The 24815-nt window shown below is 35.7% G+C and carries 19 protein-coding genes; 18 read left to right on the top strand and 1 reads right to left on the bottom strand.

All coding sequences use genetic code 11. From position 1 onward, the window contains the following. Positions 1-56: 56 nt before the first annotated feature. A complete protein-coding gene (locus ACYQ3P_RS07400) occupies positions 57-1295 on the top strand; it encodes a M16 family metallopeptidase (RefSeq protein ID WP_460177289.1) in 1239 nt (412 codons plus the stop codon). Here ACYQ3P_RS07400 and polA read toward each other — a convergent pair. Continuing rightward, positions 1290-3809: a DNA polymerase I gene (polA, locus tag ACYQ3P_RS07395; protein WP_460177288.1), complete on the bottom strand. Its 2520-nt coding sequence runs from the start codon at positions 3807-3809 to the stop codon at positions 1290-1292. The two genes, ACYQ3P_RS07400 and polA, sit on opposite strands and share 6 nt — an antisense overlap. A gap of 495 nt (positions 3810-4304) precedes the next feature. Between polA and ACYQ3P_RS07390 the strand changes: the two genes are divergently transcribed. From ACYQ3P_RS07390 to truD, 17 genes are read left to right on the top strand one after another with little or no spacing between them, the layout of a single operon-like run. After that, a complete protein-coding gene (locus ACYQ3P_RS07390; protein ID WP_460177287.1) occupies positions 4305-6002 on the top strand; it encodes an ABC1 kinase family protein in 1698 nt (565 codons plus the stop codon). A gap of 46 nt (positions 6003-6048) precedes the next feature. After that, positions 6049-7236, top strand: a complete 1188-nt coding sequence (gene trpB, locus ACYQ3P_RS07385; protein ID WP_460177286.1) for a tryptophan synthase subunit beta — start codon at positions 6049-6051, stop codon at positions 7234-7236. Next, positions 7233-8009, top strand: coding sequence for a tryptophan synthase subunit alpha (gene trpA, locus ACYQ3P_RS07380; RefSeq protein ID WP_460177285.1), 777 nt, complete (start codon positions 7233-7235; stop codon positions 8007-8009). Before trpB ends, trpA begins: the two co-directional genes overlap by 4 nt. Next, positions 8010-8846 carry an acetyl-CoA carboxylase, carboxyltransferase subunit beta gene (gene accD, locus ACYQ3P_RS07375; protein ID WP_460177284.1) on the top strand — a complete coding sequence of 279 codons (837 nt, stop codon included), beginning with the start codon at positions 8010-8012 and terminating at the stop codon, positions 8844-8846. 34 nt (positions 8847-8880) lie between these two features. Beyond that, the gene (locus tag ACYQ3P_RS07370) at positions 8881-10185 is read left to right on the top strand and encodes a bifunctional folylpolyglutamate synthase/dihydrofolate synthase (RefSeq protein ID WP_460177283.1); all 1305 of its coding nucleotides are present in this window, start codon (positions 8881-8883) and stop codon (positions 10183-10185) included. Then, entirely contained in the window at positions 10182-12260 is a 2079-nt protein-coding gene (locus ACYQ3P_RS07365; RefSeq protein ID WP_460177282.1) for an LPS-assembly protein LptD, read from the top strand. Before ACYQ3P_RS07370 ends, ACYQ3P_RS07365 begins: the two co-directional genes overlap by 4 nt. After that, positions 12257-13132, top strand: a complete 876-nt coding sequence (gene truB, locus ACYQ3P_RS07360) for a tRNA pseudouridine(55) synthase TruB (RefSeq protein ID WP_460177281.1) — start codon at positions 12257-12259, stop codon at positions 13130-13132. The genes ACYQ3P_RS07365 and truB overlap by 4 nt, the downstream gene beginning before the upstream one ends. Then, positions 13125-13931: a TaqI family restriction endonuclease gene (locus ACYQ3P_RS07355; protein WP_460177280.1), complete on the top strand. Its 807-nt coding sequence runs from the start codon at positions 13125-13127 to the stop codon at positions 13929-13931. Before truB ends, ACYQ3P_RS07355 begins: the two co-directional genes overlap by 8 nt. 24 nt (positions 13932-13955) lie before the next feature. After that, a complete protein-coding gene (locus tag ACYQ3P_RS07350) occupies positions 13956-15203 on the top strand; it encodes an N-6 DNA methylase family protein (protein WP_460177279.1) in 1248 nt (415 codons plus the stop codon). Beyond that, the gene (gene purB, locus ACYQ3P_RS07345; RefSeq protein WP_460177278.1) at positions 15200-16495 is read left to right on the top strand and encodes an adenylosuccinate lyase; all 1296 of its coding nucleotides are present in this window, start codon (positions 15200-15202) and stop codon (positions 16493-16495) included. Before ACYQ3P_RS07350 ends, purB begins: the two co-directional genes overlap by 4 nt. Positions 16496-16518: 23 nt before the next feature. Then, positions 16519-18615 (top strand): elongation factor G, encoded by a 2097-nt coding sequence (gene fusA / locus ACYQ3P_RS07340; protein WP_460177277.1) that lies wholly within the window; start codon positions 16519-16521, stop codon positions 18613-18615. Further along, positions 18615-19991: an argininosuccinate lyase gene (argH, locus tag ACYQ3P_RS07335; RefSeq protein WP_460178062.1), complete on the top strand. Its 1377-nt coding sequence runs from the start codon at positions 18615-18617 to the stop codon at positions 19989-19991. Before fusA ends, argH begins: the two co-directional genes overlap by 1 nt. 35 nt (positions 19992-20026) lie before the next feature. Next, positions 20027-20935, top strand: coding sequence for a fibronectin type III domain-containing protein (locus ACYQ3P_RS07330; protein ID WP_460177276.1), 909 nt, complete (start codon positions 20027-20029; stop codon positions 20933-20935). Continuing rightward, positions 20928-21926 (top strand): hydrogenase expression/formation protein HypE, encoded by a 999-nt coding sequence (gene hypE / locus ACYQ3P_RS07325; RefSeq protein ID WP_460177275.1) that lies wholly within the window; start codon positions 20928-20930, stop codon positions 21924-21926. The genes ACYQ3P_RS07330 and hypE overlap by 8 nt, the downstream gene beginning before the upstream one ends. 28 nt (positions 21927-21954) lie before the next feature. Next, the gene (locus tag ACYQ3P_RS07320) at positions 21955-22917 is read left to right on the top strand and encodes a SurA N-terminal domain-containing protein (RefSeq protein ID WP_460177274.1); all 963 of its coding nucleotides are present in this window, start codon (positions 21955-21957) and stop codon (positions 22915-22917) included. A 3-nt stretch (positions 22918-22920) separates the two neighbouring features. Further along, entirely contained in the window at positions 22921-23649 is a 729-nt protein-coding gene (locus ACYQ3P_RS07315) for a pseudouridine synthase (RefSeq protein ID WP_460177273.1), read from the top strand. Beyond that, positions 23628-24815, top strand: a complete 1188-nt coding sequence (truD, locus tag ACYQ3P_RS07310; RefSeq protein WP_460177272.1) for a tRNA pseudouridine(13) synthase TruD — start codon at positions 23628-23630, stop codon at positions 24813-24815. The genes ACYQ3P_RS07315 and truD overlap by 22 nt, the downstream gene beginning before the upstream one ends.

The raw sequence follows: 24815 nt of genomic DNA, 5'->3' as shown, positions 1-24815 counted from the left end.
TTATAACTTTGTTTTTTATCATATTTTGCAATTATAACTTTGCAGGAGCATTTAACATGGATTTTAAAACATACAATCTTGAAAACGGTGTAAAGGTAAAATATACCTATCGTAACAGCATTCCTATAGTCTATATTACTGTTTTAATTCCCGCATCCCCATTGGATGAAGCCAAGCCATCGCAGGCATATCTTACAGCTCAGTTGCTTACTCACGGGACTAAATCCCGCTCTGCAAAGGATATTGAAGATGCTATTGATTTTCTTGCAATATCAATAGAAAAGAAGGTTACAGCTGATTTTACAGCTCTAACTCTTTCAACAACAAAAAGGCATCTAAAGGAAGCAGTTGCTTTGTTTTTTGATATCCTTAAGAATCCGACATTTCCCGAAGAGGAGTTTAAAAAAGAGCTCTCCATTCTGGAGAATTCTTTAAGGCAGATGGATAAAGAACCCTCATACATAGCAGGTAAAAAATTCCTTAAAGCACTTTTTGGAGAACATCCTTACGGCAGACCTGTTGAGGGAGAGGCAGAATTACTTAAGGATTTAAAAAGAGAAGACATTGTCAACTTTTACGAAAAGTTTTACAAACCCGACAAAATGATTTTTTCCATTATCGGAGACCTCACTGAAAGTGAGATGGAAGAACTTTTGGAGACGCATATAAAGTCATGGGAAGGAAAATCTCCTGATAGAGCGATATTTGCACCAAAATCCATAAAAAGGGAAAAGCCTTTGGAAGTTTTCGTCAAAAGGGATGACTTGACACAGTCAACAATTGTTCTTGGATTTGAGGGGATATCAAGGAAAGACCAAGATTATTATGCATTCAGTGTTATGAATTACTTGCTTGGCGGTGGAGGACTTACATCAAGGCTTGCAAGGAGTATACGGGAGGAACAGGGACTTGCTTATTCAATTTACAGCATCTTTTCACCGTATCTTATGCCGGGAGATTTTCATATTGAAGTTAAGACAAAGACAGAAAATACTAAAAAGGTCATTCAGATGATTGTTAAAGAGATAGAAAAAATAAAAAAAGAGGGAGTCACAGAGGAAGAGCTAAAAGAAGCAAAGTCCTTTCTTATTGGAAGCTTTCCTTTGAGAATTGATACAATGAAAAAAATTAGCGAATTTCTCTGTGTTGTTGAATTTTACGGACTTGGCGATGATTATGTAGCTAAATATCCTGAATACATTGAACGAGTCACCAAAGAAGATATCAAAAGAGGTGCAGAGAGATTTCTTAACACAGATTCATATATTGTGGTTGTAGTTGGTAAAAATCTATAGATTTAAACTTTTTCCAGTATAAATATTCACTTCCAGAGGAACATGAAGAGAAAAGTTTTTCATCTCTTCATCCACAATCTGCTTTACTCTATCAATATTTTTTTCATGTGACTCAATGACTATTTCATCATGGATTTGAATAATTATCCGTGCATTCAGATTTTCCTGTTTAATTCTATGATAAATTCTGGTCATTGCAATTTTTATAATATCCGCAGCTGAACCTTGAACTCTTGCATTAACTGCCATTCTCTCAGCCTGTTGTCTTAAGTTCTGGTTTGGACTTTTTATTTCAGGTATTGGACGGATTCTTCCAAAGAGTGTTTTCACAAAGCCCTTTTCACGGGCAAAATTAATACTTTGTTCAATAAAATCCTTCACCTTTGGATATCGTAAGAAATAAAGATCAATAAGTTCCTCAGCCTTTTCGTATGGAAATTTAATTGATTCTGAAAGACCAAAGGCACTGATACCGTAGGTAATACCGAAGTTTACAGTTTTGGCAATCCTTCTGTGCTCTTCTGTTAATTGGTTTTCAGAAATGGAGAAAAGCTCCATTGCAGTTGCTTTATGAATATCTTTGCCTTTTATGAAAGCATCAATGAGATTCTGATCTTCACTTAAATGTGCAAGGAGTCTGAGTTCAATTTGTGAATAGTCGGCGCTTAAAAATAGACAACCTTCCTCTGGAACAAAAACCTCTCTCAGATACTCAGCCCATTGTCCTTTAACTGGAATATTTTGTAGATTTGGCTCACTGCTAATTAATCTTCCTGTGCTTGCTACAGTTTGAGACCATTTTGGATGAATTCTTTTGGTTGAGGGATTGATGAAATTCTTAAGGGGAATTAGATAACTTGTAAAAAGCTTGTTCAGTATTCTGTAATTTATCACTTCCTGTGGAAGCTCATGCTGAAGGGCTAATTCTTCCAAAACCTCCATTTCAGTTGAGCGAGCTTTTTTGCCTTTTTTTCTTGATTTTAATCCTAATTTATCATATAAAACCTCAGCAAGCTGTTTTGGAGAGTTGATGTTAAATTCAAATCCTGTGAGATTATAAATTCGGTTTTTTATTTTTTCAATCTCAACTTCAATCATTGCAGTAAGCTCATTAAGTTTTCTTTCATCAACCTTAATACCAGCTTTTTCCATTTCATAAAGAACTTCAACAAGGGGCATTTCTATGTCGTAATAAACATTATCAAGCTCTTTTTCCTTGAGTTCGTTCATGAGTTTTTCATAAAGCTTTAACATCAATGATGGTTGAAGCTGTATTGAGAGTTCTTTGTTGTATATGGTTCCAAGATAATCAAGTAAAAGCTCATTTAAATCGTATTTTGCCTTGTTTGGATTGAGCAGATATGCAGCGATCATTAGGTCAAAGAAAGGCGGAGTGATTGGTGTCTCCAGACTGGTGGCTTGTGAGTAGTGGGTGGCGGACAGAAATTTAAAGATGTCTTTAGCATTGTATAAGATTTTCATAAGATTTGATGACATAAGCTCGTATAGTTGTTTTTCAGGAATGTCAAACTCTGCTATAAGATTATCTACTCCAACGATTGCTTTACTATCAGATAATGTTAAGGAGAATAAGCCCTTTTTGTAGATAGTGCTTAATATATCTTTTTTTTCTGCTTTAGTTATGTTAGTTGAAATTTGCTCCTCAGGCAAAATTTCTTTAATAAGAGAGCGAAATTCAAGTTCCTGAAATATTTTTATAAGGTTTTCCCTGTCAGGTTCTTTAATTTTAAGCTCTTCAAGTTTAATATCAATTGGTGCATCTTTATTTAAAAACACAAGCTCTTTGCTTAATTTTAGCGAGTTTTCATTTTTTCTTATTAGCTCTGCAACCTTTGATGGTTTTATTATTGCAATATTTTTTAAAATGTTCTCAACTGAGCCATATCTCTTTATCAATTCTGCTGCAGTCTTTTCTCCAATTCCTTTTACTCCGGGAATATTATCAATAGAATCTCCAACAAGAGCCATGAAATCCGTAAGTTTTTCAGGCAATACACCAAATTTCTTTAAGACACTCTCTTTGTCAATTAGCAAATCATTGAAAGGGTCATAAATTTTGACTCTATCAGAGACAATCTGCATCATGTCTTTATCAAGTGTTACTATATAAAAATTAAAATCTTCATCTTTTAACTTCTCAACCACTGAGGCGATAATGTCATCTGCTTCATATCCGGGCAACTCAATTCTTGAAATTCCTAAAGAATCAACAATTTTTTTTATGTAATCAATCTGAATGGGCAGGTCTTTAGGTGTCTCTGGTCTCGTTACTTTGTAATCTTCGTATACTTTATGTCTTTTTGTAGGATGAGGACTGTCAAAGGCAATAAGCATATGATTAACATTTTTCTCTTTCAGAAGTCTTAGAAGCATTCTTGTAAAGCCGTATGTGGCATTTGTGGGCGTGCCCTTTGAATTTCTGAGATCCTTTATTGCATGATAAGCCCTGTATACAAAACAGCTTCCATCTAAAAGATAAATCTCTTTTTCCATAACTTTTTATGATAACCTAATTTGAGCGATTTTTTATAGGCAAACCTTTGTAGCCCAAAAATAGCGATAGAAATCCAATAATTGGTATAACCATTTGAAAATTAAGTATTTTTTGCTGTCATTGCGAGCATCCGTTAGGATGCCGAAGCAATCTCTGAAACCATGCTATCTCTCGCAACAGGGGCTCGCAGGGACGAATTGTTGGATTTCTAAGCTGTCGCTCTGTAGCACTGTCGCTCTTTGGCACTATGATGGCGAGACTGCTTTCTCCTCACTTCGCTCGGAGTCGCAATGACGTCCTTTTCTGTCATCACGAGGCTTGCTCTAGCAAGCCGAAGTGATCTCAGAGATTACTTTACACCCTTCGTGTTCTTGCAATGACGATGAGGAAGAGTTCTCGTAATGACGAAGAGGGAGGGAAGGCAAAAGGGGAGAGTTATTCGGCTCGTTTGGAGGCTTAAAGTGACGGCTATCTATTTTTCGTTATAATAAAACATGGACTTTTTTAGATTAAGAAAAACTTTCCTCTCTGCAAAGAGATTAAGGGAAATACTGAATGTATTCATAAAGCACGGTTTTGGGCAAATAATTGACCAAATTCATCTTGGAAAATATATTCCAATTAGAAAAAGGCTTAGAACTTTTGGAAAATGGGAATCTGAAAGGCATTTGAGTGCTCCTGAACGCTTGAGAATGGCATTTGAAGAGCTCGGACCAACATTTATAAAACTTGGACAACTATTTGCCTCAAGACCTGACCTTGTTGGTATCAATATTGCAAATGAATTTAAAAAACTTCAGGACAGAGTATCACCATTTCCTGTTGAAAGGGCATATGAAATCATTGAAACTGAGCTTGGTGCACCTGTTGATAAAATTTTCAAATCTTTTAATCCTGTCCCAATTGCTGCAGCCTCAATAGCTCAGGTTCATGAAGCAGTTCTTATGAATGACAAAGAGGTTATTGTAAAAATAAGAAGACCGGGTATTAAACAGCAAATAACGCTTGATATAATGATTCTTCAGACATTAGCTAAAATGGCTCTCAAGCATATTCCTGAAAGCAGAAATTTTGATCCAGTTGGATTAGTTGAAGAATTTGCAAATTCAATCACAAAAGAACTTGATTTCCAAAGAGAAGCAGCAAATTGTCTGATTTTCAGCAAAAATTTTGAAAATAACGAAAAAGTATATATTCCAAAGATATACAAAGAGTTTACCACAGAGAAAATCCTTGTAATGGAGAAAATCAATGGAATAAGAATAGATGATAAAGAAATGTTAAAGGAAGCTGGCTATAATCTTAAAAATGTTCTAAATACGCTTATAGAAGCATATTTTATTCAGATATTTGAACACGGATTTTTTCATGCAGACCCCCATCCGGGAAACATTTTAGTTATTGATAATGAAAGAGTTGCTCTTATAGATTTTGGTATTGTAGGACGAATTGATGATGATTTTAAGAAATCCTATGCTAATGTGGCATTGTCAATAATAAACAAAGATATTGATAAATTAATTCAAGAATATATTAAACTTGGCATCATTCCAGAAGAAGAAACTCCAGAAAAAATAGAGAGAAAACTAAAGAAGGACATAGAAGATGTACTTTTACCTATCTACTCATTTTCATTGGATAAGATAAATATCGCAGAGGCTGTTGAAGCTGTTATAGAGGTATCTATAAAATATGGACTTAAATTTCCATCTGAGCTCTTCTTGATAAACAAAATTTTATTCATGATAGAAGGGCTTGCAAGGGAGCTTAAGCCTGACATCCATGTAATTGAGTTCATAAAGCCCCTTGCTCAGAAGCTCCTCAGCAAGAGAATTACTTCGGAATTTTATTTTGAAAAATTAAAAACTTTCAAAACCGAAATCGGAGAAGCTTTTCATACAATTCCATCTCAATTGAAAACACTTCTTAGAAAAGCAGTGAGGGATGATATAACTGTAAAAATGTTCCATGTAAATTTACCTGAATTCATAAAAGACATTGATAGAGCAAGCAACAAAATTGCTTTCAGTTTAATTGTAAGCGCAATGATACTGAGTTCAGCAATAATGCATGCTGCAGAAGTAAAGCCTTTGTTTCATGGAATATCACTTTTCGGATTAATTACTGGTGTTGTGGCTTTTTTTCTTGGAGTGTGGTTGATTATTTCAATTATTAAGTCTGGCAGGCTTTAGCAAGTCTTTTTAAGAATTTCAATTTTTGTATGCTATAATACTTTTTATGGGTGCAAAAAAGGGATATTTTGGTCAGTATGGTGGAAGATATGTCCCTGAAACTTTGATGCCTGCCCTTGAAGAGCTTGAAAAAGCCTTTCAAAGAGCAAAAAGGGATAAAGAATTTAATGCCGAGTTTGAAGCTCTACTGAAGGATTATGTCGGAAGACCCACTCCTCTTTATTTTGCAAAAAGATTAACTGAGTATCTTGGTGGAGCGAAGATTTATCTTAAAAGAGAGGACTTAGCGCACACAGGTGCCCATAAAATAAATAATGCTCTTGGTCAGGCTCTTCTTGCAAAAAGGCTTATGAAAAAAGAAAGAATTATCGCTGAGACAGGTGCAGGTCAGCACGGTGTTGCAACTGCAACAGGTGCAGCATTGGTGGGACTTACGTGTGATATCTATATGGGAACTGAGGATATAAGAAGGCAGGCACTTAATGTTTTTAGAATGAATCTTCTTGGAGCAAGGGTTGTTCCAGTTGATATTGGCTCAAAAACTTTAAAAGATGCGATAAATGAGGCATTAAGAGACTGGACAACAAATGTAAGAAACACTCATTATGTAATGGGAACAGTTTTTGGGCCCCATCCTTATCCTTCACTTGTAAGATTTTTTCAAAGTGTAATAGGAAGAGAGGCAAAAAAACAAATTCTTGAAAAAGAAGGCAAACTTCCTAATCTTCTTATAGCATGTGTTGGAGGAGGAAGTAATTCAATTGGACTTTTCAGTGCTTTTCTTAAAGACAAGGATGTTCAGATGACAGGAGTTGAGGCAGGTGGAAAGGGAATCCATACAGGAATGCATGCTGCAAGATTTGCTGGTGGAGAAAAAGGAATTTTTCAGGGATGCTTAAGTTATGTTCTTGAGGATGAAGATGGCAACATTCTTCAGACCCATTCAGTCTCTGCAGGTCTTGATTATGCCTCTGTTGGGCCTGAGCATGCTTATTTAAAGGATATTGAAAGAGTAAAATACACTTACGCAACAGATGATGAGGCTCTTGAAGCCTTTGAGCTATTAAGCAGACTTGAAGGCATAATTCCAGCCCTTGAGTCAGCCCATGCAGTTGCTGAAGCAATAAAGGTTGCTCCGAAAATGTCAAAGGACTCTATAATTATTGTCAACCTCTCAGGAAGAGGAGACAAGGATGTTCAGGAAGTTGCAAGAATAAAGGGTATTACTCTATGAACGGATTTGCTTTAAGAAAAAGGCTTGAGGATATAAAAAAACAAGGTAAAAGGGCATTTATTCCATACATTATGGCAGGAGACCCAAATCTTGATGAGACTGCCAAAAGACTAACAATTCTGCAAAATGCAGGTGCAGATGCTATAGAGCTTGGAGTTCCTTTCACTGATCCGCTGGCTGATGGACCTACAATTCAAAGGGCAGCAGAGAGGGCACTTATGTCTGGCACAACTTTAAAGAAAATTATAGGTTTTCTTAATGATTTAAAAGGACAAATAGATGTGCCTTTAGTTCTTATGACATATCTTAATCCAGTTTTTCGCTATGGAGTTGAAAAATTTTTCAAAGATGCAAAAGAAGCTCAAATCTCTGGAGTTATTTTTCCAGATTTAACTGTAGAGGAAGCCTCTGTTTACAAAGAATTTGCCAAAAAATACGGAGTTGATACAGTATTTTTAGTTGCACCTACATCTACTCCTGAAAGAGTTAAAAAAATTGCTCAAGCATCAACAGGTTTTGTTTACTATGTCTCAATTACAGGAATTACTGGCTCTGGATTAAATTTGGAAAAAAGCTTTGAAGAGCATATAAATTTTGTAAAAAGCTTTGGAAAACCTGTATGCGTAGGATTTGGAGTAAGTAAGGCTGAAGAGGCAAAATACATAGCCCAGTTTGCCGATGGAGTAATTGTTGGAAGTGCAATAGTAAAAGCTTTTCATGAAAAGCCAGATAAAGCTTTTGAATTTATAAAATCCTTAAGAGAGGCAATATAAATGGCTTGGTTTAAGAGAAAAGAGCCTAAAATTGAAAAAAAAGTAAAGATTCCTGAAGGCTTATGGGTTAAGTGTGAAAATTGCAAGGAAATTATATATCGTAAGGAACTTGAAAACAATTTTAAAGTTTGTCCAAAGTGCAATTATCATTTTAGGATTTCAGCAAGGGAGAGAATCTCACTTCTTACTGACAATGGAAGCTTTATAGAGCTTGACTCTGAGCTAACCTCTCCAGACCCATTAGGTTTTCAAGATACCAAACCTTATAAAGATAGACTGCAGGAGAATGAAAAGAAGACGGGCATGAAGGAAGCTGCAATTTACGGAGATGCAAAGATAAACGGAAGAGATGTTGTTATTGCTGTGCTTGACTTTTCATTCATGGGCGGAAGTATGGGAACAGTTGTAGGAGAAAAGGTGGCAAGGGCAGCAGAAAGGGCATTGGATAAAAAAATACCACTCATAATCGTTTCTTCATCTGGTGGAGCAAGAATGCAGGAGGGAATGTTCTCTCTTATGCAGATGGCAAAAACTTCACAGGCAATAGGAAAGCTCAAGGAAGCTGGAGTTCTTTATATTTCTGTTCTTACAGACCCGACATTTGGTGGAGTTACAGCTTCCTTTGCAATGCTTGGAGATATAATAATTGCAGAGCCGAAAAGTCTTATTGGATTTGCTGGACCAAGAGTTATTCAGGAGACCATAAAACAGCAACTTCCTGAAGGATTTCAAAGGGCTGAATTTTTGCTTGAACATGGAATGGTTGATTTAGTAGTTGAGAGAAAAGAGCTTAAAAACACAATTTCAAGAATTATTGATATATTAATGTCACAATAATTATGGATAGTGACTGGTGAATTGAGAGTTTAGGATGAGATACAATGAAATTTTAAATGAGCTTTATCAAAGACGCACGAGAGGAATAAAGTTAGGGCTTGAGAGAGTTCTGAGAGTTTTAGATAAATTAGGCAATCCTCATAAAAGTTTTCGTTCAATTCACATTGCAGGCACAAATGGAAAAGGTTCTGTTTCAAAAATAATTTATACCTTGCTAAGAGCTCATGGGTTCAGTGTTGGGCTTTTTACATCACCCCATCTTACAAGATTTACAGAAAGAATAGTTGTAAATGAAACAGAGATTTCAGAGGAAGATGTAGTAAGACTTGTTGAAAAAGTTCGTCCCTTATCTGATGAGCTTACATTTTTTGAGTATGTTACAGTTATTGCGTTTTTGTATTTTAAGGAAAAAGGAGTGGATTACGCTGTTTTGGAAACAGGAATGGGAGGCAGGCTTGATTCAACAAATGTTGTAAAGCCTGAAATTTCAATAATTACCAGCATTGGACTTGACCACCAACAGTTTTTAGGTCAAGATTTAGCATCTATTGCCAAAGAGAAAGCAGGAATTATAAAAAAAAGCGTGCCTGTGGTGATAGCAAATCAACCAAAAGAAGCGGAAGAAATAATTATTGAAACAGCCAATAACACAGAAGCACCACTTTATATTTACGGAAAAGACTTTTACTCTAATCTAAAATTCATGTCCCTTGAAGGACTTTTATTTGATTTCTATCCACGAAATACTCCTCCCCATGCACCTATTACAGATTTATCTTTTTCTCTTACAGGACTTCATCAATTGGAAAATGTTTCTTTGGCACTTAAAGCGTTTATTGAATTTTATCCAAAATACAATGAAAATGCAATAAGAGAAGGCTTGAAAAAAGTAAAGATGCCCGGTAGATTAGAAATAATTTCGAAGAAGCCACTTATTATTCTTGATATAGCCCATAACCCTGATGGAGCATACTACCTGATACAATCATTAAAATTACTTACAGAGAAGAAGCCTGTGGTTGTATTTGGTGTTATGAAAGACAAGGATGTCAACGGTATTATTAAACATTTTGATGGATATGCTGAAAAAATAATCTTTACCTCTCCAGAGTATGAGAGAGCACTCAATTATGAGGAATTATTGAAGAGGCTCAATGGTTATTCAATAAATATTTGTTCTTCCCAAAGCCCGAAACAGGCATTTAATGAAGGACTTTCAATTTGTTATCAAAATCCAGAGTTGTTTCTTCTTTGCACAGGCTCAGTTTATCTGATCGGAGAGATAAAGGAGTTTTTAGGTGAGACAGCTATTCACAGAAAATTAGGTGAATTACTATGAAATTATCAGCAAAGATAGTTTTTTCAGTAATTTTTAGTGTCATATTTTCAGTATTTTTCGTGCCTTCTAAAGCTATATCTGTTGAAATAGTATCAGACATGCTGGAAAGATTTGAAGAGGAACAAAAGATTATCGCAACGGGAAATGTTCAGGTAGATGAGCCAAATTATAAATTAAGAGCCAATAAAGTTATATATTATGAGACAAAAAACGAGATAGAAGCCTATGGCGACTTATATTATGAAGATGAAGAGATGACAGCATGGGCAGAGGAAGGAAAATTTAATGAGGACAAAAAAACAGGAACACTCAAAAACGCACTTATTCATATAAAAAGACAGGATATGTGGGTCAAAGCTGAAGAAATTGAGCGCTTAAGCGAGATAAAATACAAAGCAAAAAATGCAACATTCTCTACATGCGAGCCTGAGCCTGATAAATCCCAACCGTGGTGTTTCACTGGTCAGTCAGTTGACCTTGTAGTTGATGACACGCTTTTTTCAAAAAACACGACTTTTAAAGTTAAAAACATTCCCTTCCTTTATTCGCCTGTATTCTGGGGACCGGGTGGGAAAAAGAAATCAGGATTTTTACCCTTTAAAATCGGAAATTCCAATACCAGAGGATTTAGTTTTTCTCCTGCCTATTACCTTGTAATTGACAGCAATAAGGATGCAACATTTTATCTGGATTACTTTTCAAAAACAGGAACAGGAAAGGGCATTGAATACAGATACATTGATTTTGATGCAAGAGGAATGTGGTATGCTTATCATATTAAAGACAAGGAACTTGATAGAGATTTCATAGAGTTTCGGGGAATTCATCTTCAAAAATTTAAACATTTTGACTTGCTTGTGGATTTAAACTATGTTAATAAAAATGAATTTTACAGGGAATACGGAGATATTCGTTCAATATCAAATACATATCTTTTTAAGGAATTTAACAAAGACCTTCAGGGAAGATATGACAGATTTTTACAGTCATCGGTTGAGTTATCTGTGCCTGCAGTTGGTTCAAGATTTTATCTTCTTGGGCAGGGATGGAAGGAACTAAAAGCTAATGAAAGCAGTCCACCAGCAAAATTTGAAATGGGATATGTCGTTTATCCTTACAGGCTTGGTGATTTCTTAATAAATTTTCAAACAAATTTGGGAGAATTTTATAAAGAAGACGGACTTAAGGGACAAAGATTTGAAATAACGCCCCAAATAACTCACACACTTGGAGAAACTGTAAAGCTCAGCCAAAAATTGAGTTTTTCTCAGATTTTTTATAATCTTGAAAAAACAGCTCCATACGAAGATGTATCCCATAGGGAGATGTTAAGCTACAACGCTAAAGTTTTTACAAGATTATATAAGCAGAATAACTCTTTTCTTCACATAATAGAGCCATTTATTGAAGGAGTGTTTATTGGCGTTAGTGGAAAACCGCCGATTTTAAAGGAAACTGAGTTAATTGATGACACTGCACTTTTTAGAGCTGGTATTTATAATAAATTGAAATTTACAGATTTCTCCCTTGAAGCAAGAGTTGCTCAGATATATGACTTAAGGGCAAAAAATGAGTGGGATAAGCTTTATCCTCTGCTTTTTGAGGGAAGACTCCATTTTTGGAAACTGAGCTTTGGATTTGACACCTACCAAAATCTTAAAAGAAAGAGAATGGAAAGGCTGAACGCATCAATTGGATTTTCCCCAGACCAAGATACAAGTATTTCAATTAGCCAAAGATATACCAGACAAGGTGCTTTGTCTCCTGCGTATTTGTGGTCTCCAACCATTAGGGAACAATACAGTTTAAAGGATGAAGAAGGCGGAATTAAGCAGTACTATCTTTCATTAATCAAAAAGCTCACTGAAAAATGGTCATTTACAGCTTATGTGAACTACGATGCAAAAGGAGCAGGATTGAGGGATTCTGCATTAAATGTAAGATATGCTGAAAAATGCTGGGCAGCAAATATAAACATTACGAGAAGACCTGTTGAGATAAAGGGAAGACAGACTTCAGATTTTAGCTTCATTATCATATTTGAACTAAAAGGTATTGGAGCAATAAAAATATGAACAGTGTTTTAGTCCTTAATAAACCAAAAGGACTCACAAGTCAGGAAGCTGTTACAGAAGTAAAGAAAATTATAAAAGTAAAAAAAGCTGGGCATGCAGGAACACTTGATCCAATGGCTACGGGAGTATTGCTTGTATGCACAAATGAAGCTACAAAAATAACTCCATTTTTAATGGAACTTGAAAAAGAGTATCTGTTTAAAGCAAGATTTGGAATTTCAACTGATACCTATGATGCGGAAGGGAAAATTTTAAATGTTGTTGAAGATTTTCAACTTGACAAAGAAAAGCTTCAAAAGGTTTTGCAAAAGTTTACAGGACAGATTATGCAGACACCTCCTATGTATTCTGCCTCTAAAGTAGAAGGACAACCTCTATATAAGCTTGCAAGAAAGGGAATTGAAGTAGAAAGAAAGCCAAAAAAAATTTTTGTATATTCAATTGAAATTGAGGAATTTTCTCCGCCATTTGTAACTTTTCGGGTTAAATGCAGTAAGGGAACATATGTGAGGTCCCTTTGTCATGATATTGGTCAGGAAATGGGCGTTGGAGCTCACATAGTAGAGCTTATAAGAACAAGAATTGGAGAATTCTCCGTAGAAAATTCAGTAAGCCTTGATGATTTGAAAAAAACTGAAATTGATGGACAGAAATTTCTTTCAATAGACAAGGCATTATACTTTTTGCCTTCAGTTAATATTCAGGACAATCTAATTAGCAGGTTTTTAAATGGAGCATCTATTAAAATTCCTTCAGGAATTGTTCCTGCAGGATGGGTAAAAGTTAAAAATAAGGCAGGAAAAATTCTTGGCATAGGTTTTGGCAATGGAGTAATTGTTAAACCTGAAAGAATTATTTGGGAGGTTGAATAAATTAGTGTCTGCAACGCAAAAATTAGTAAAAAATTTTGAAAAATTTTTAGTAAGTATCCCAATAGAAAAGTATCGGAAAGAGTTAATGCCTATAAAAACAGTAGAACAGGATTTACCAAAAACTCTTAATCCGTTACCAGATATGTACAAAACTTATTGGAAAGAAGAACCTGAAACTTTTATAGATATTGAAAAGTTTTTTGAAAATTGGTGGACTTCACATCTTGAACCACTTGATAAATTCATTCGGCAATATTTTTGGGGATATTCCCACCAGTTTGTATATTTAGGTTTTAAAGCACGTTTATACAGAACATTTATTTCAGTGCTAACCCAATTTCATTTTGTTTATTTGTGGAAAGCTTACTGTGATTATCCTATTGAAGTTTCTGCAGATTTGGATATTAAGGGAATTGATGCTTTAGTTCATATTAACAACTCTCGTGTAGCTTTGCAAATAAAAAAAGAAACTTATCGTTCAGAAGCAAGAGAGCGAGGGCGTTTTGCTACTCGCCAGCAAGATGTAGATTTAACTGTAGAAGTTCCATACACTGTAACACCTCCAGAAGAATGGCAAAAGAAAATAAGCAAGGCTAAAAAAGAAAAAACAAAAGAACAATATAAACTTTTCTTATGTTTGGCAAAATGTTTTCAAGATTGGTTGGAAAATGGTTTTGTTATTTTTAAATCATCTTACCCAAAAGTTGTGGAAAGCATTATTAGTGATAGAATTAAAGAAAAAGGTATTATTGGATGGCAGGAAGTTCTTAATCATCTAAAAAGTGAAAATTGTCTATAATTTAGTTAGATAGAATGAGAGAAAATGAAAGAACAAATTAAAGAATTACCGCAAAAAATAGGTGCTGTATCAACTCCCCCTTGGTTGGTGGAATTTATGGTAGAACTTGCCAATCCAAATAAGTCACACTGTCGCATTTTAGAACCAGCTTGTGGTGATTGTCCATTTCTTATAAAGTTTGCTGAAAGATATGGATATTATCATGAATTTGTTGGAATAGATATTGATCCAGAAGCAATAAATAGTGCAAAAAAACGAACATCCTTTGCGACACTAATAGAAAGTGATTTTTTATTGTGGGATTCAAATGAAAGGTTTGACATTATCATCGGCAATCCGCCTTATGGAATAATAGGTGATGCCTCGCATTATCCAATTTATGCACTTAAAGAACGCAAAACTCTTTATCGTAAAAAATTTCTTAGTTGGCAAGGTAAATTTAATATTTATGGTGCCTTTATTGAGCATGCTGTTAGATTACTTACGCCCAGTGGTAAATTAGTTTTCGTCGTTCCAGCCAGTTGGTTAGTCCTGGATGAGTTTGCTAAGTTGCGAACTTTTTTGGCATATATGGGAAAATTAATAATTTACTATCTTGGTAAAGTTTTTAAAGGACGCAATGTTTCATGTGTGGTTATGGTGCTTGAAAAAGGAGGACAAGGTTTAGAGCTTTATGACAAAAAAAATCTTCTTGTAAGAAAAATAGACTATAAAGGTGAAATAATCCGTTTTGAAACTAAAGAAACAATAGAGTGGGAAAGTAGTGGAATTCCTTTGGGTTTAATCTTTGATATTTATTTTGCTGCACGAAGTCCTGAGTTTCGTCGCCATCCATCAGTTATTACAAGACCTAAAGAAGGTTTAGTTCCTGTTTTAACAGGAAGGAACTTAAAGGCAGGATACATTGATTATGATACTTGTTTTTCAGGTTTGTGGATGCCAAAAGAGGAAGCTGTAGATTTGAGATTTTTTTATTCCTTTCCCCATATTGTTGTGGGACATACAAAAGGTTGCAGAGTTGTTGCAGCTTTAGATGAAAGATGCTATCCATGGCGTGAGGAAATTCATTTAGTTCCAAAATATGAAGGCATAAATGAAGTGGAACTGGTTAAGTATCTTAATAGTGAACATGTTCAGAATAATTTAAGGACTCTTTACCGAGATTTTATTCCACAGCTTACTATTTCACAATTAAAAATAATTCCTGTTCCTTCAGGGTTAGTTTCTGTATCAAAAGGAAAAATTTTAACTCTTTGGGAGGTTGAAGCATGATTGAAAGATACACAAGAAAAGAAATGGGTGATATTTGGAGTTTGGAGAACAAATTCAGAAAATGGCTTGAGGTTGAGATTGCAGTGTGTGAGGCATGGGCAGAGCTTGGAAAAATTCCTAAAGAAGCACTTAAGGAAATAAAAGCAAAGGCTGATTTTGATATCAAAAGAATTGATGAAATTGAAAGAGAAGTAAAACATGATGTCATTGCCTTTTTGACCTCTGTGGCTGAAAAGGTTGGACCAGTTTCCCGTTATATACATATGGGACTTACATCTTCTGATGTAGTTGATACAGCCCTTGCCCTTCAAATAAGGCAGGCATCCAAGTTAATTATGGAAGACCTTGAAAAAATAAAAGAGCTCTTCAAGGAGAAAGCATTGCAATACAAAGAAACTATATGTATGGGAAGAAGTCATGGAGTTCATGCAGAGCCGACTGTTTTTGGACTTAGATTTGCCATGTGGTATGAGGAGGCAAAAAGAAATATTGAGCGCCTTAAATCAGCAGTGGATAGAATTTCAGTTGGAAAAATTTCTGGTGCAGTTGGAACTTTTTCAAACATTCCTCCTGAGATTGAGGATATTGCTCTAAGAAAGCTTGGACTTAAACCTGAGCCTGTAGCAACTCAGGTTGTGCAAAGGGACAGGCATGCAGAATTTTTATCAGTCCTTGCCCTTATTGCAGCAATGATTGAAAAAATTGCAGTTGAGATAAGGCATCTACAGAGAACAGAGGTTCTTGAGGCAGAGGAGCCATTTACTGAAGGGCAAAAGGGTTCATCTGCAATGCCCCATAAGAGAAATCCTGTTGGATGCGAAAATCTTTCAGGACTTGCAAGGCTTGTGCGTTCCAATGCCTTTGCAAGCTATGAAAACATTGCACTCTGGCATGACAGGGACATATCCCATTCATCGGTTGAAAGAGTAATAATTCCAGACAACTGCATTCTTGTTGACTACATGCTTCATAGACTTTATGGAATTATCAAAGATTTAAGAGTTTATCCTGAAAGAATGCTTAAAAATATGAATTTAAGCTATGGACTTTACAACTCCCAGAGAGTTCTTCTTGCATTGGTAGAAAAAGGACTTACAAGGGAGCAGGCATACAAGCTTGTTCAGGCAAGGGCAATGCAATCATGGAAAGAGGGAAAGCCTTTCATGGAGCTTCTACTTCAGGATGAGGAGATAAGAAAACATCTCAGTGAAGATGAAATAAGAGGCATTTTTGATTTAAACTATTACACGAGAAACATTGAATATATTTACAGCAGAGTCTTAGGAGAATAAAAAATTTTTAGGAGGGAGAGTGTATGAGCAGAGACATTACTAAAATCAGAAACATCGCAATTGTTGCCCATGCAGGTGCAGGTAACACAAAATTGGCTGAGCAGATACTTTTTAAAACAGGACAAATTGACAGGGTAACAACTGGTGAGGCTACTGGAAAGGTAATTGATTATGAACCTGAGGAACTCGCAAGAAACATGACTTTAAGTTGTAAAGTTGCATTCTGTGATTACAAAGATTACAGAATTAACATTATAGACACACCGGGTTTTGTAAACTTCCTTGAAGATACAAAAAATGCATTGAGAGTCTCAGATGGGGCTGTTGTTATTGTGAGTGCAATCTCTGGAGTTAAGGCTGAAACAGAGAGAATATGGAAATTCTGTGATGATTACGACCTTCCAAGAATTGTTTTTGTAAATAAGCTTGATAAGGAAAATTCGTCCTTTGAAAGGGCAGTATGGGAGATAGAAAAAGTTTTCGGACAAGAAGCAATTCCTCTTACTTTACCCATTGGAGAAGGTCCTGAGCTTCGGGGAGTTGTAGATTTAATTGCTCTAAAGGCATATGTTGCTGATGGAAAAACTGCTAAAGAAATTCCGATTCCTGAGGAGTTAATGGGAAAAGTAGATGAGTATAGAAAAAAGTTTGTTGAAAAGATAGCTGAGCTTGATGATAGTCTTTTGGAAAAATACCTTGAAGGTGGAGAACTCACTGAAGAAGAGCTTAGACGTGGACTTCATGATGCCTCATTGGCAAGAAGATTTATCCCTGTATTGGCAGGCTCTGCTCTTTTAGGAATTGGAGTTGAGGCTTTACTTGATAACATCATTTTAGCGCTTCCTGATCCTAAGGAGAGGGCAAACATTTATCCAATAAAGGGAATAAATCCAAAGGATGGAAGCGAAGTTACAAGAAAGCCATCTGCTGATGAGCCTTTTGCAGGCTATGTGTTTAAGACAACTATTGATCCCTATGCAGGAAAAATATCTTATATCAGGGTATTTTCAGGAACTCTAAAGGCTGATTCAAATGTTTTAAATCCTAACACTGAAACAAAGGAAAGAATAGGGCAGGTTTACTATATTTTAGGTAAAAATCAGATTCCTTGCCAGAAGGCAGAACCAGGAGAAATTGTTGCAACTGTAAAGCTTAAAGATACACTCACAGGACATACCCTTTGCGATGAAAACAATCCAATAATTCTTCCAGAAGTTAAATATGTTGAGCCAATCATATCCTATGCAATAGCTCCAAAGGCAAAGGGAGATGAAGAGAAAGTGAGTGCAGGACTTCATAGGCTTCTTGAAGAAGACCCAACGCTAAAATTCTCAAGGGATGAAGAGTCAAAGGATATGATTTTAAGCGGTATGGGACAGGTTCATATAGAGGTTGCCCTTGAAAAATTAAAGAGAAAGTTTGGAGTTGAGGTCGTTTTAATGGCTCCTAAAGTGCCATACAGAGAGACAATTAAGGCCACTGCTTCTGCGCAGGGTAAGTATAAGAAACAATCAGGTGGAAGAGGACAGTACGGTGACTGCTGGATTCAGATTGAGCCACTTCCAAGGGGTGGAGGATATGAGTTTGTTGACAAAATTGTTGGTGGAGTCATTCCTCAACAATACCGTCCAGCAGTTGAAAAGGGAATAATTGAGACAATGAAAGAGGGAATATTAGCAGGATATCCGATCATTGACTTGAAAGTAACTCTTTATGACGGTTCATATCATCCAGTTGATTCATCTGAAATGGCATTCAAAATAGCAGGCTCTTTTGCTCTTAAAAAGGCATTTATGAATGCAAAACCTGTGTTACTTGAACCAATTATGAAGGCTGAGATAATCGTACCAGAGGAAACAATGGGAACTATTATAGGAGACCTTAATGCAAGAAGAGGTAAAGTTCAGGGAGTGGAACCACAGGCAGGAGGAAATCAAAAAATCATTGCTCTTGTTCCAATGGCAGAGATGCTTACCTATGCAAACCAGCTACACAGTATGACATCTGGAAGAGGAATCTACTCAATGGAGTTTTCCCATTATGAGGAAGTTCCATCTCACATAGCTCAGAAAATAATTGAGCAAAGACAGAAAGAGCGTCAGACAAAGGCTGAGGAATGATGAAAAAACCTTGGGGTGGCAGGTTTAAGGAAAAAACTGCAAAGGTGCTTGAAGAATTCTCACAGTCCATATCCTTTGACAAAAGGCTTTGGAAAGAGGATATTGAAGGAAGCAGAGCCCATGCAAAAATGCTTGCAAAGGTAGGAATTATCAAAGAGGAAGAATTGAAGAAAGTTCTCAAGGGACTTGATGAGATAGAAAAAGAGATTGAAGAAGGCAGATTTCAATTTAAGGAAGAGCTTGAAGACATTCATATGAACATAGAGAAAGCGCTCATTGAAAAAACCAACTCTGCAGGAGCTCGCATTCATACAGCCCGTTCAAGGAATGATCAGGTCGCAACAGATTTAAGACTTTACTTAAGAAAGAGGGTGCAGGAAATTGCCGAAGAAATTTCAAATCTTGAAAGGACTTTTGTCTCGCTTGCAGAAAAGCATATTGATACAATTATGCCAGCTTTTACGCATCTTCAGAAGGCTCAGCCAGTACTTCTTGCACATCATCTTCTTGCGTATGCATGGATGTTTGAAAGGGACAGACAAAGACTAAACGAAGCTTTGAAAAGAATAAATCAAAGCCCACTTGGTGCCTGTGCTTGCGCAGGCACCTCACTTCCTATTGACAGACATTTCACAGCAAAGGAGTTGGGATTTGAAGGAGTTATCCCAAACAGCATGGATGCAGTATCTGACAGGGACTTTGTCTGCGATGTCCTATACTGCGGAGCTATGATTATGATGCATCTAAGTAGGCTTGCAGAAGAGATAATTCTTTGGGCAACCGATGAGTTTAGTTATATTGAACTGCCAGATAGATTTTCAACTGGCTCCAGCATGATGCCTCAGAAAAAAAATCCAGACCCTGCAGAACTTATTCGTGGGAAAACAGGTAGGGTTTATGGAAATCTCGTATCAATGTTGACTGTGCTTAAAGGACTTCCTCTTACTTATAACAGGGACATGCAGGAAGATAAAGAACCTGTTTTTGATACAATTGATACAGTATGGATGAGCTTGAGAATAATAAACGAAATGCTTCCTGAGATTAAATTTAATAAAGACAAAATGAGTCAATCAGCAGAAAGAGGCTACACAACAGCAACTGATTTGGCTGAGTATCTTGTTAGAAAGGGTATTCCATTCAGGCAAGCCCATGAAATAACAGGGAAAATTGTGCTTTATTGTATTGAAAATAAAAAAGCACTTTCAGAGCTTAGTTTGGATGAATTTAAGAGTCTATATTCTAATATTGATAAAGATGTTTATGAGGTACTTACTGCGGATGGCTCTATTAAAGCAAAGTCTTCTTATGGAAGCACTGCTACAAAAATGGTAAAAGAGCAGATTAAACTACTTAAAAAAGCATTGAAAAAATGAGAATAGCAGCTATTTTTTTTATCCTATTAATTTTTTTGTCTGGATGTGGACGGAAAGCTGATCCTACTTTAGATGATTATCTTCCTCCTCAGCCAGTCAAGTCTTTTCAGCTTTCTGCAACATATGAGAAAGTTATAATTTCTTGGAGTTATCCTGAAAAAGAAATGGCTAAAGTAGAGAGCTTTCTCATAGAAAGGGAATCTTCAGAAGGGATAAAAACATTAGGATATTTCAGTAAAGACTTAAATTCGCTGGAGGACAGAGATTTTGCCTTTGAGCAGACTTATAAGTATCGGATTTTTGCAATAAGTCCAAAGGGAATATTTAGCACACCAACAGAAGCAATAATAACTCCTAAGAAGCTACCAGAGGTTGAAAATATTGCCTTTAAAATCACCAATGAAGGCGTTATGCTTACTTGGAATACTCAGGGTTCCTTTGGTTATAATATTTACAGAATGAACAATAAGGGAGAATTAACGAAGATAGGCTCAACTGATAAAAACTATTTTTCGGATAACCTGCTTTATTCAATCATTACCAAAAATACAGGTGTAAACAATGACAGCCTTGTATATCTTGTATCTACATATTTGAGTGAACAAAATTCTTACATAGAAGGCAAAAAGAGCCAAATTACAGTGCCATTGGAACAGTTCATTCCTTCAAAACCTGATGAAATTTTTTGGTCAATTAATGAATTGGGAGTTAGCATATCATGGAAAGAAGTGCCTGAGAAATGGGTCAAAGGTTATAGAGTATATAGAAAAAGGGCTAATGAACAGAATTTCAATTTTGTTGGTGAAACTTTGATACCATTATTCGTTGATGGAGAGTTTAATCTCGGCAATATAAAAGAGCCAATTTATTACAGAATTTCAACTATAGGTCCTTCAAAGGAAAGTGAATCAGTGGAAATAAAAGTGGAGGTTATAGATGGATAGAATTTTACTTGGACATGGCAGTGGTGGCAAACTTATGTATGAATTGATAAAGAAATACATCGCTCCAGTATTTGAGCTCAGTTCTCTTATGGATTCAGCAATAGTCTCCTTTAATCACTCAGGAAAAGTAGCTATAACAACTGATTCCTATACAGTTTCACCGATATTTTTCCCGGGCGGAGACATAGGAGACCTTGCAATAAATGGAACGGTCAATGACCTTGCAGTTGTTGGAGCAATTCCGCTTTATCTTACAGTTGGCTTTATCCTTGAAGAGGGATTTCCTATTTCTGATTTTGAGCAGATTTTAAAGAGTCTTTCTTTATCTGCAAAAAAAGCAGGTGTAAAGATTGTTGCAGGAGACACAAAGGTTGTTGATAAGGGAAAAGGCGATGGAATATTTATAAATACATCCGGAATAGGCATCATACCAGAAGGCATTGAGCTTTCACCTTTAAAAATAGATGTTGGAGATAAAGTTATTATCAGCGGTTCAATAGGAAATCACGGAATTGCTGTTATGAGCGAGAGAAATGGTTTTTCCTTTGAGCCTCCAGTTTTGAGTGATACGAGAGCATTGAATGGATTAATTGGAGCATTGATTAATGAGTTTCCTGATGCAATCAAAGTCATGAGAGACCCAACTCGTGGAGGGCTGGCAACCACGCTCAAAGAACTTGCGATGGAGGCAGACAGGGATATTTTGATTTATGAAAATGCTATTCCCCTTCATGATACAGTGAAAGGAGCTTGTGAGCTTCTTGGTCTTGACCCTTTGTATGTTGCAAACGAGGGAATATTTGTTGCTATTGTCAAAGCGGAAGTAGCAGAAAAAATGGTTGAATTGATGAAATCGCATCCTTTTGGGCAAGAATCTGCTATAATTGGAGAAGTTACAGGAAAAGGCGGGAAAGTTTTACTCAAGACTTTTATAGGAGGCACAAGGATTGTGGACATGCTACCGGGAGAGCAATTACCACGCATATGCTGAATTTAAGAATAAATCAAAGGAGTTTAATATGAAAAGGAGGATATTTTTTATAGCAATACTGTGCCTATGCTTTAATGTCTTTGTATTATGCTCTTATGCTCAGGAGAGTAGTTTTTTTGTTGACAGAGTTATAGCAGTAGTCAACAAAGAGGTTATTACTTGGTCTGAGCTTTACAAATTTATGGAGTTTATTTTAAGGGATGAAGTAAAAAACATGAATCCTGATGAAAAATTCAAATATTTTAAAAAAATGGAGATGGAGTTTCTTGAGAGGCTTATTGACACAAAGCTTCAGTTGCAGGAAGCTGAAAAATATGGAATTTTTGTCACTGAAAGCGAAATTGATGCTGCTATTAACGACATAAAGAAAAAATATGGACTTTCGGATAAAGAGTTTGAAGAAAATTTAAAAAGAGAAGGAATGACTCTCAGTGATTACAGAAAAATGATGAAAGAACAAATTATAATTGGAAGAGCAGTAAATTCTATTGTAAGAGGTAAAATTTTAATCTCTGATTCAGAAATTAACAATTATATTTCAGCCCACCCTGAAATTGCCTGTGATGAAGAAGGTTATTATGTTAGTCAGATTATCATAAAAAATACAGAAAAGCAGGAAGAGGTCAAGGATAAGCTTAATGCGATAATAAAAAAACTTGCAGAGGGAGAAAGCTTTAGCAAAGTTGCATCTCAGTATAGTGAGGATGCTTCTGCAAAAACAGGAGGAGCTATAGGATTGATTAAAAAGAGAGAAATTCCAAAGGAACTCGCAGAGCTTTTCAATAAAATGCAGGTGGGACAAATCAGCGAACCTTTGATTACAGCTGCCGGAGTTTACTTATTTAAATTAGATGGTCTTTGTTTTAAGAGAGGCTCAGATGCGCTTAAGAATTATGTCAGAGCATTGATTGAAGAAGAGAAATTCAAAAGAGAATACAGACTTTGGGTCAGAGGACTTCGTCAAAATTCATACATAGATATTTTGGATTAAAAGATGATTCAGAGATTACAAAAAATACTTGCCGATTATGGAATAGCCTCACGCAGGCATGCTGAGGAGTTAATAAAAGAGGGAAGGGTAACTGTTAACGGACAAGTTGCAACTCTTGGACAGAAAGCTGATCCTGAAAAGGATTATATAAAAGTTGACGGAAAGCTGTTAATAAAACCAGAACCAAAGGTTTACTATGCCTTTTATAAACCGAGAAATGTTATAACATCAATTATAGACCCTCAAGGAAGACCGACTGTGAAGGATTTTTTAAGTGGTATTAAATTCAGGGTCTATCCTGTTGGTAGACTTGACTTTGACTCTGAGGGGCTTTTGATTCTTACCAATGATGGTGAACTTGCATACAAAATAATGCATCCGTCTTCAAATATTGAAAAAACATATCTTGTCAAAGTTGATGGAATTATTGAACCAGAGACAATAGACAAACTAAGGAAGGGTATTAAAATTGATGGAAAACTCGCAGTTCCAGTCAGCGTTCATTTTGTAAAAAAGTTGAAAGCAAACTCTTGGATAAAAATCACCCTTCATGAGGGTAGGAAAAGACAGATAAGAAAAATGCTTCAAAGAGTAGGTCATCCAGTTATAAGGCTAATAAGAATAGCCATTGATGGAGTTAAACTCGGAAATTTAAAACCGGGGCAAATAAGACCTTTAACAAAGGAAGAGCTTGATGAACTCAAGGAAAAATGTCATATAAAATCAAAGTAAAGCCTGAGGACTTTATAGTAAAGGAAATTACCAACCTTGAGATTAGAAAAAAAGGACAGTACACTGTATATCTATTAAAAAAAACAAACTGGAATACTGTTGAACTTTTAAAGAGAATTGCTAAAAGATTTAAAATTCCCTTTGAAAATATTTCCTACGGTGGAAAAAAGGATAGACATGCCATTACAGAACAATTTATTACAGTAAAAAATTGCAATAAAGACCTTTCCCTTGAGGAAGAAAATTTTTCAATTAAAAAAGTTGGTTTTTCAGATGTTCCAATGGATCCCAAACACATTGAAGGTAATGTATTCAAAATTACTGTGAGAGATGTATCTGAAAAAAGAGTTGAATTTGTTCTTCCTCAAATTGAAAAAATTCAGAAATACGGCTTTATTAATTACTTTGATGACCAAAGATTTGGCAGTTTTGACCCTAAGCAGGGCTTTATAGCTGAAAAGATTCTAAAAAAGCATTACAACGGAGCATTAAAGATTTATCTTACCCATGTTTATCCTGAAGATAAAAAAGAGGCTAAAGAGAGAAAAAAGTTTTTTTATCAAAACTGGGGCAATTGGCAATTATGCCTTGAAAAAGCAAAAACGCAATTTGAGCAGTTTGCATTCCAGCATCTTACTGACAATCCTAAGGACTATATTACAGTTCTTAGAAAAATTCATAGAGAAGAGATGTCAATGTTTTTTTCCGCATATCAGAGTTTTTTGTGGAATGAGACAGCAAGAAGACTTGTTTTAAAACTGTTTGATAAAGATAATCTTCTCTCCCATAGAGGTATAGCAGGAGATTATATTTTTTTTGACGAGCCAGATTTAAAAAATTTTAAAAATTTTCAGTCTCTGCAAATTCCTACCGCCTCATCAAAGGCAAAAATGCCTGACAGATTAACGGAAAAAATATACTTTGAAATTCTTGCGGAAAGAGAACTTTCACTGCCTTTGTTTAATCTCAAAAAAATAAGGCAGGCATTTTTTAAGTCAGTTGAAAGAACTCTTCTGAGCATGCCATTCTCTTTAAAATACAAAGTTGAAAAAGACGATATTTATGAGGATAAGAAAAAGATTTTATTAGGATTTATACTCCCAAGAGGAGCATACGCAACAATGCTTATAAAAAGATTATTTGCAAAGAAGTCAAGAGGAGATTGA

Source organism: Thermodesulfovibrio hydrogeniphilus (assembly GCF_054657355.1).
This window is presented reverse-complemented; position numbering and strand designations above follow the sequence as displayed.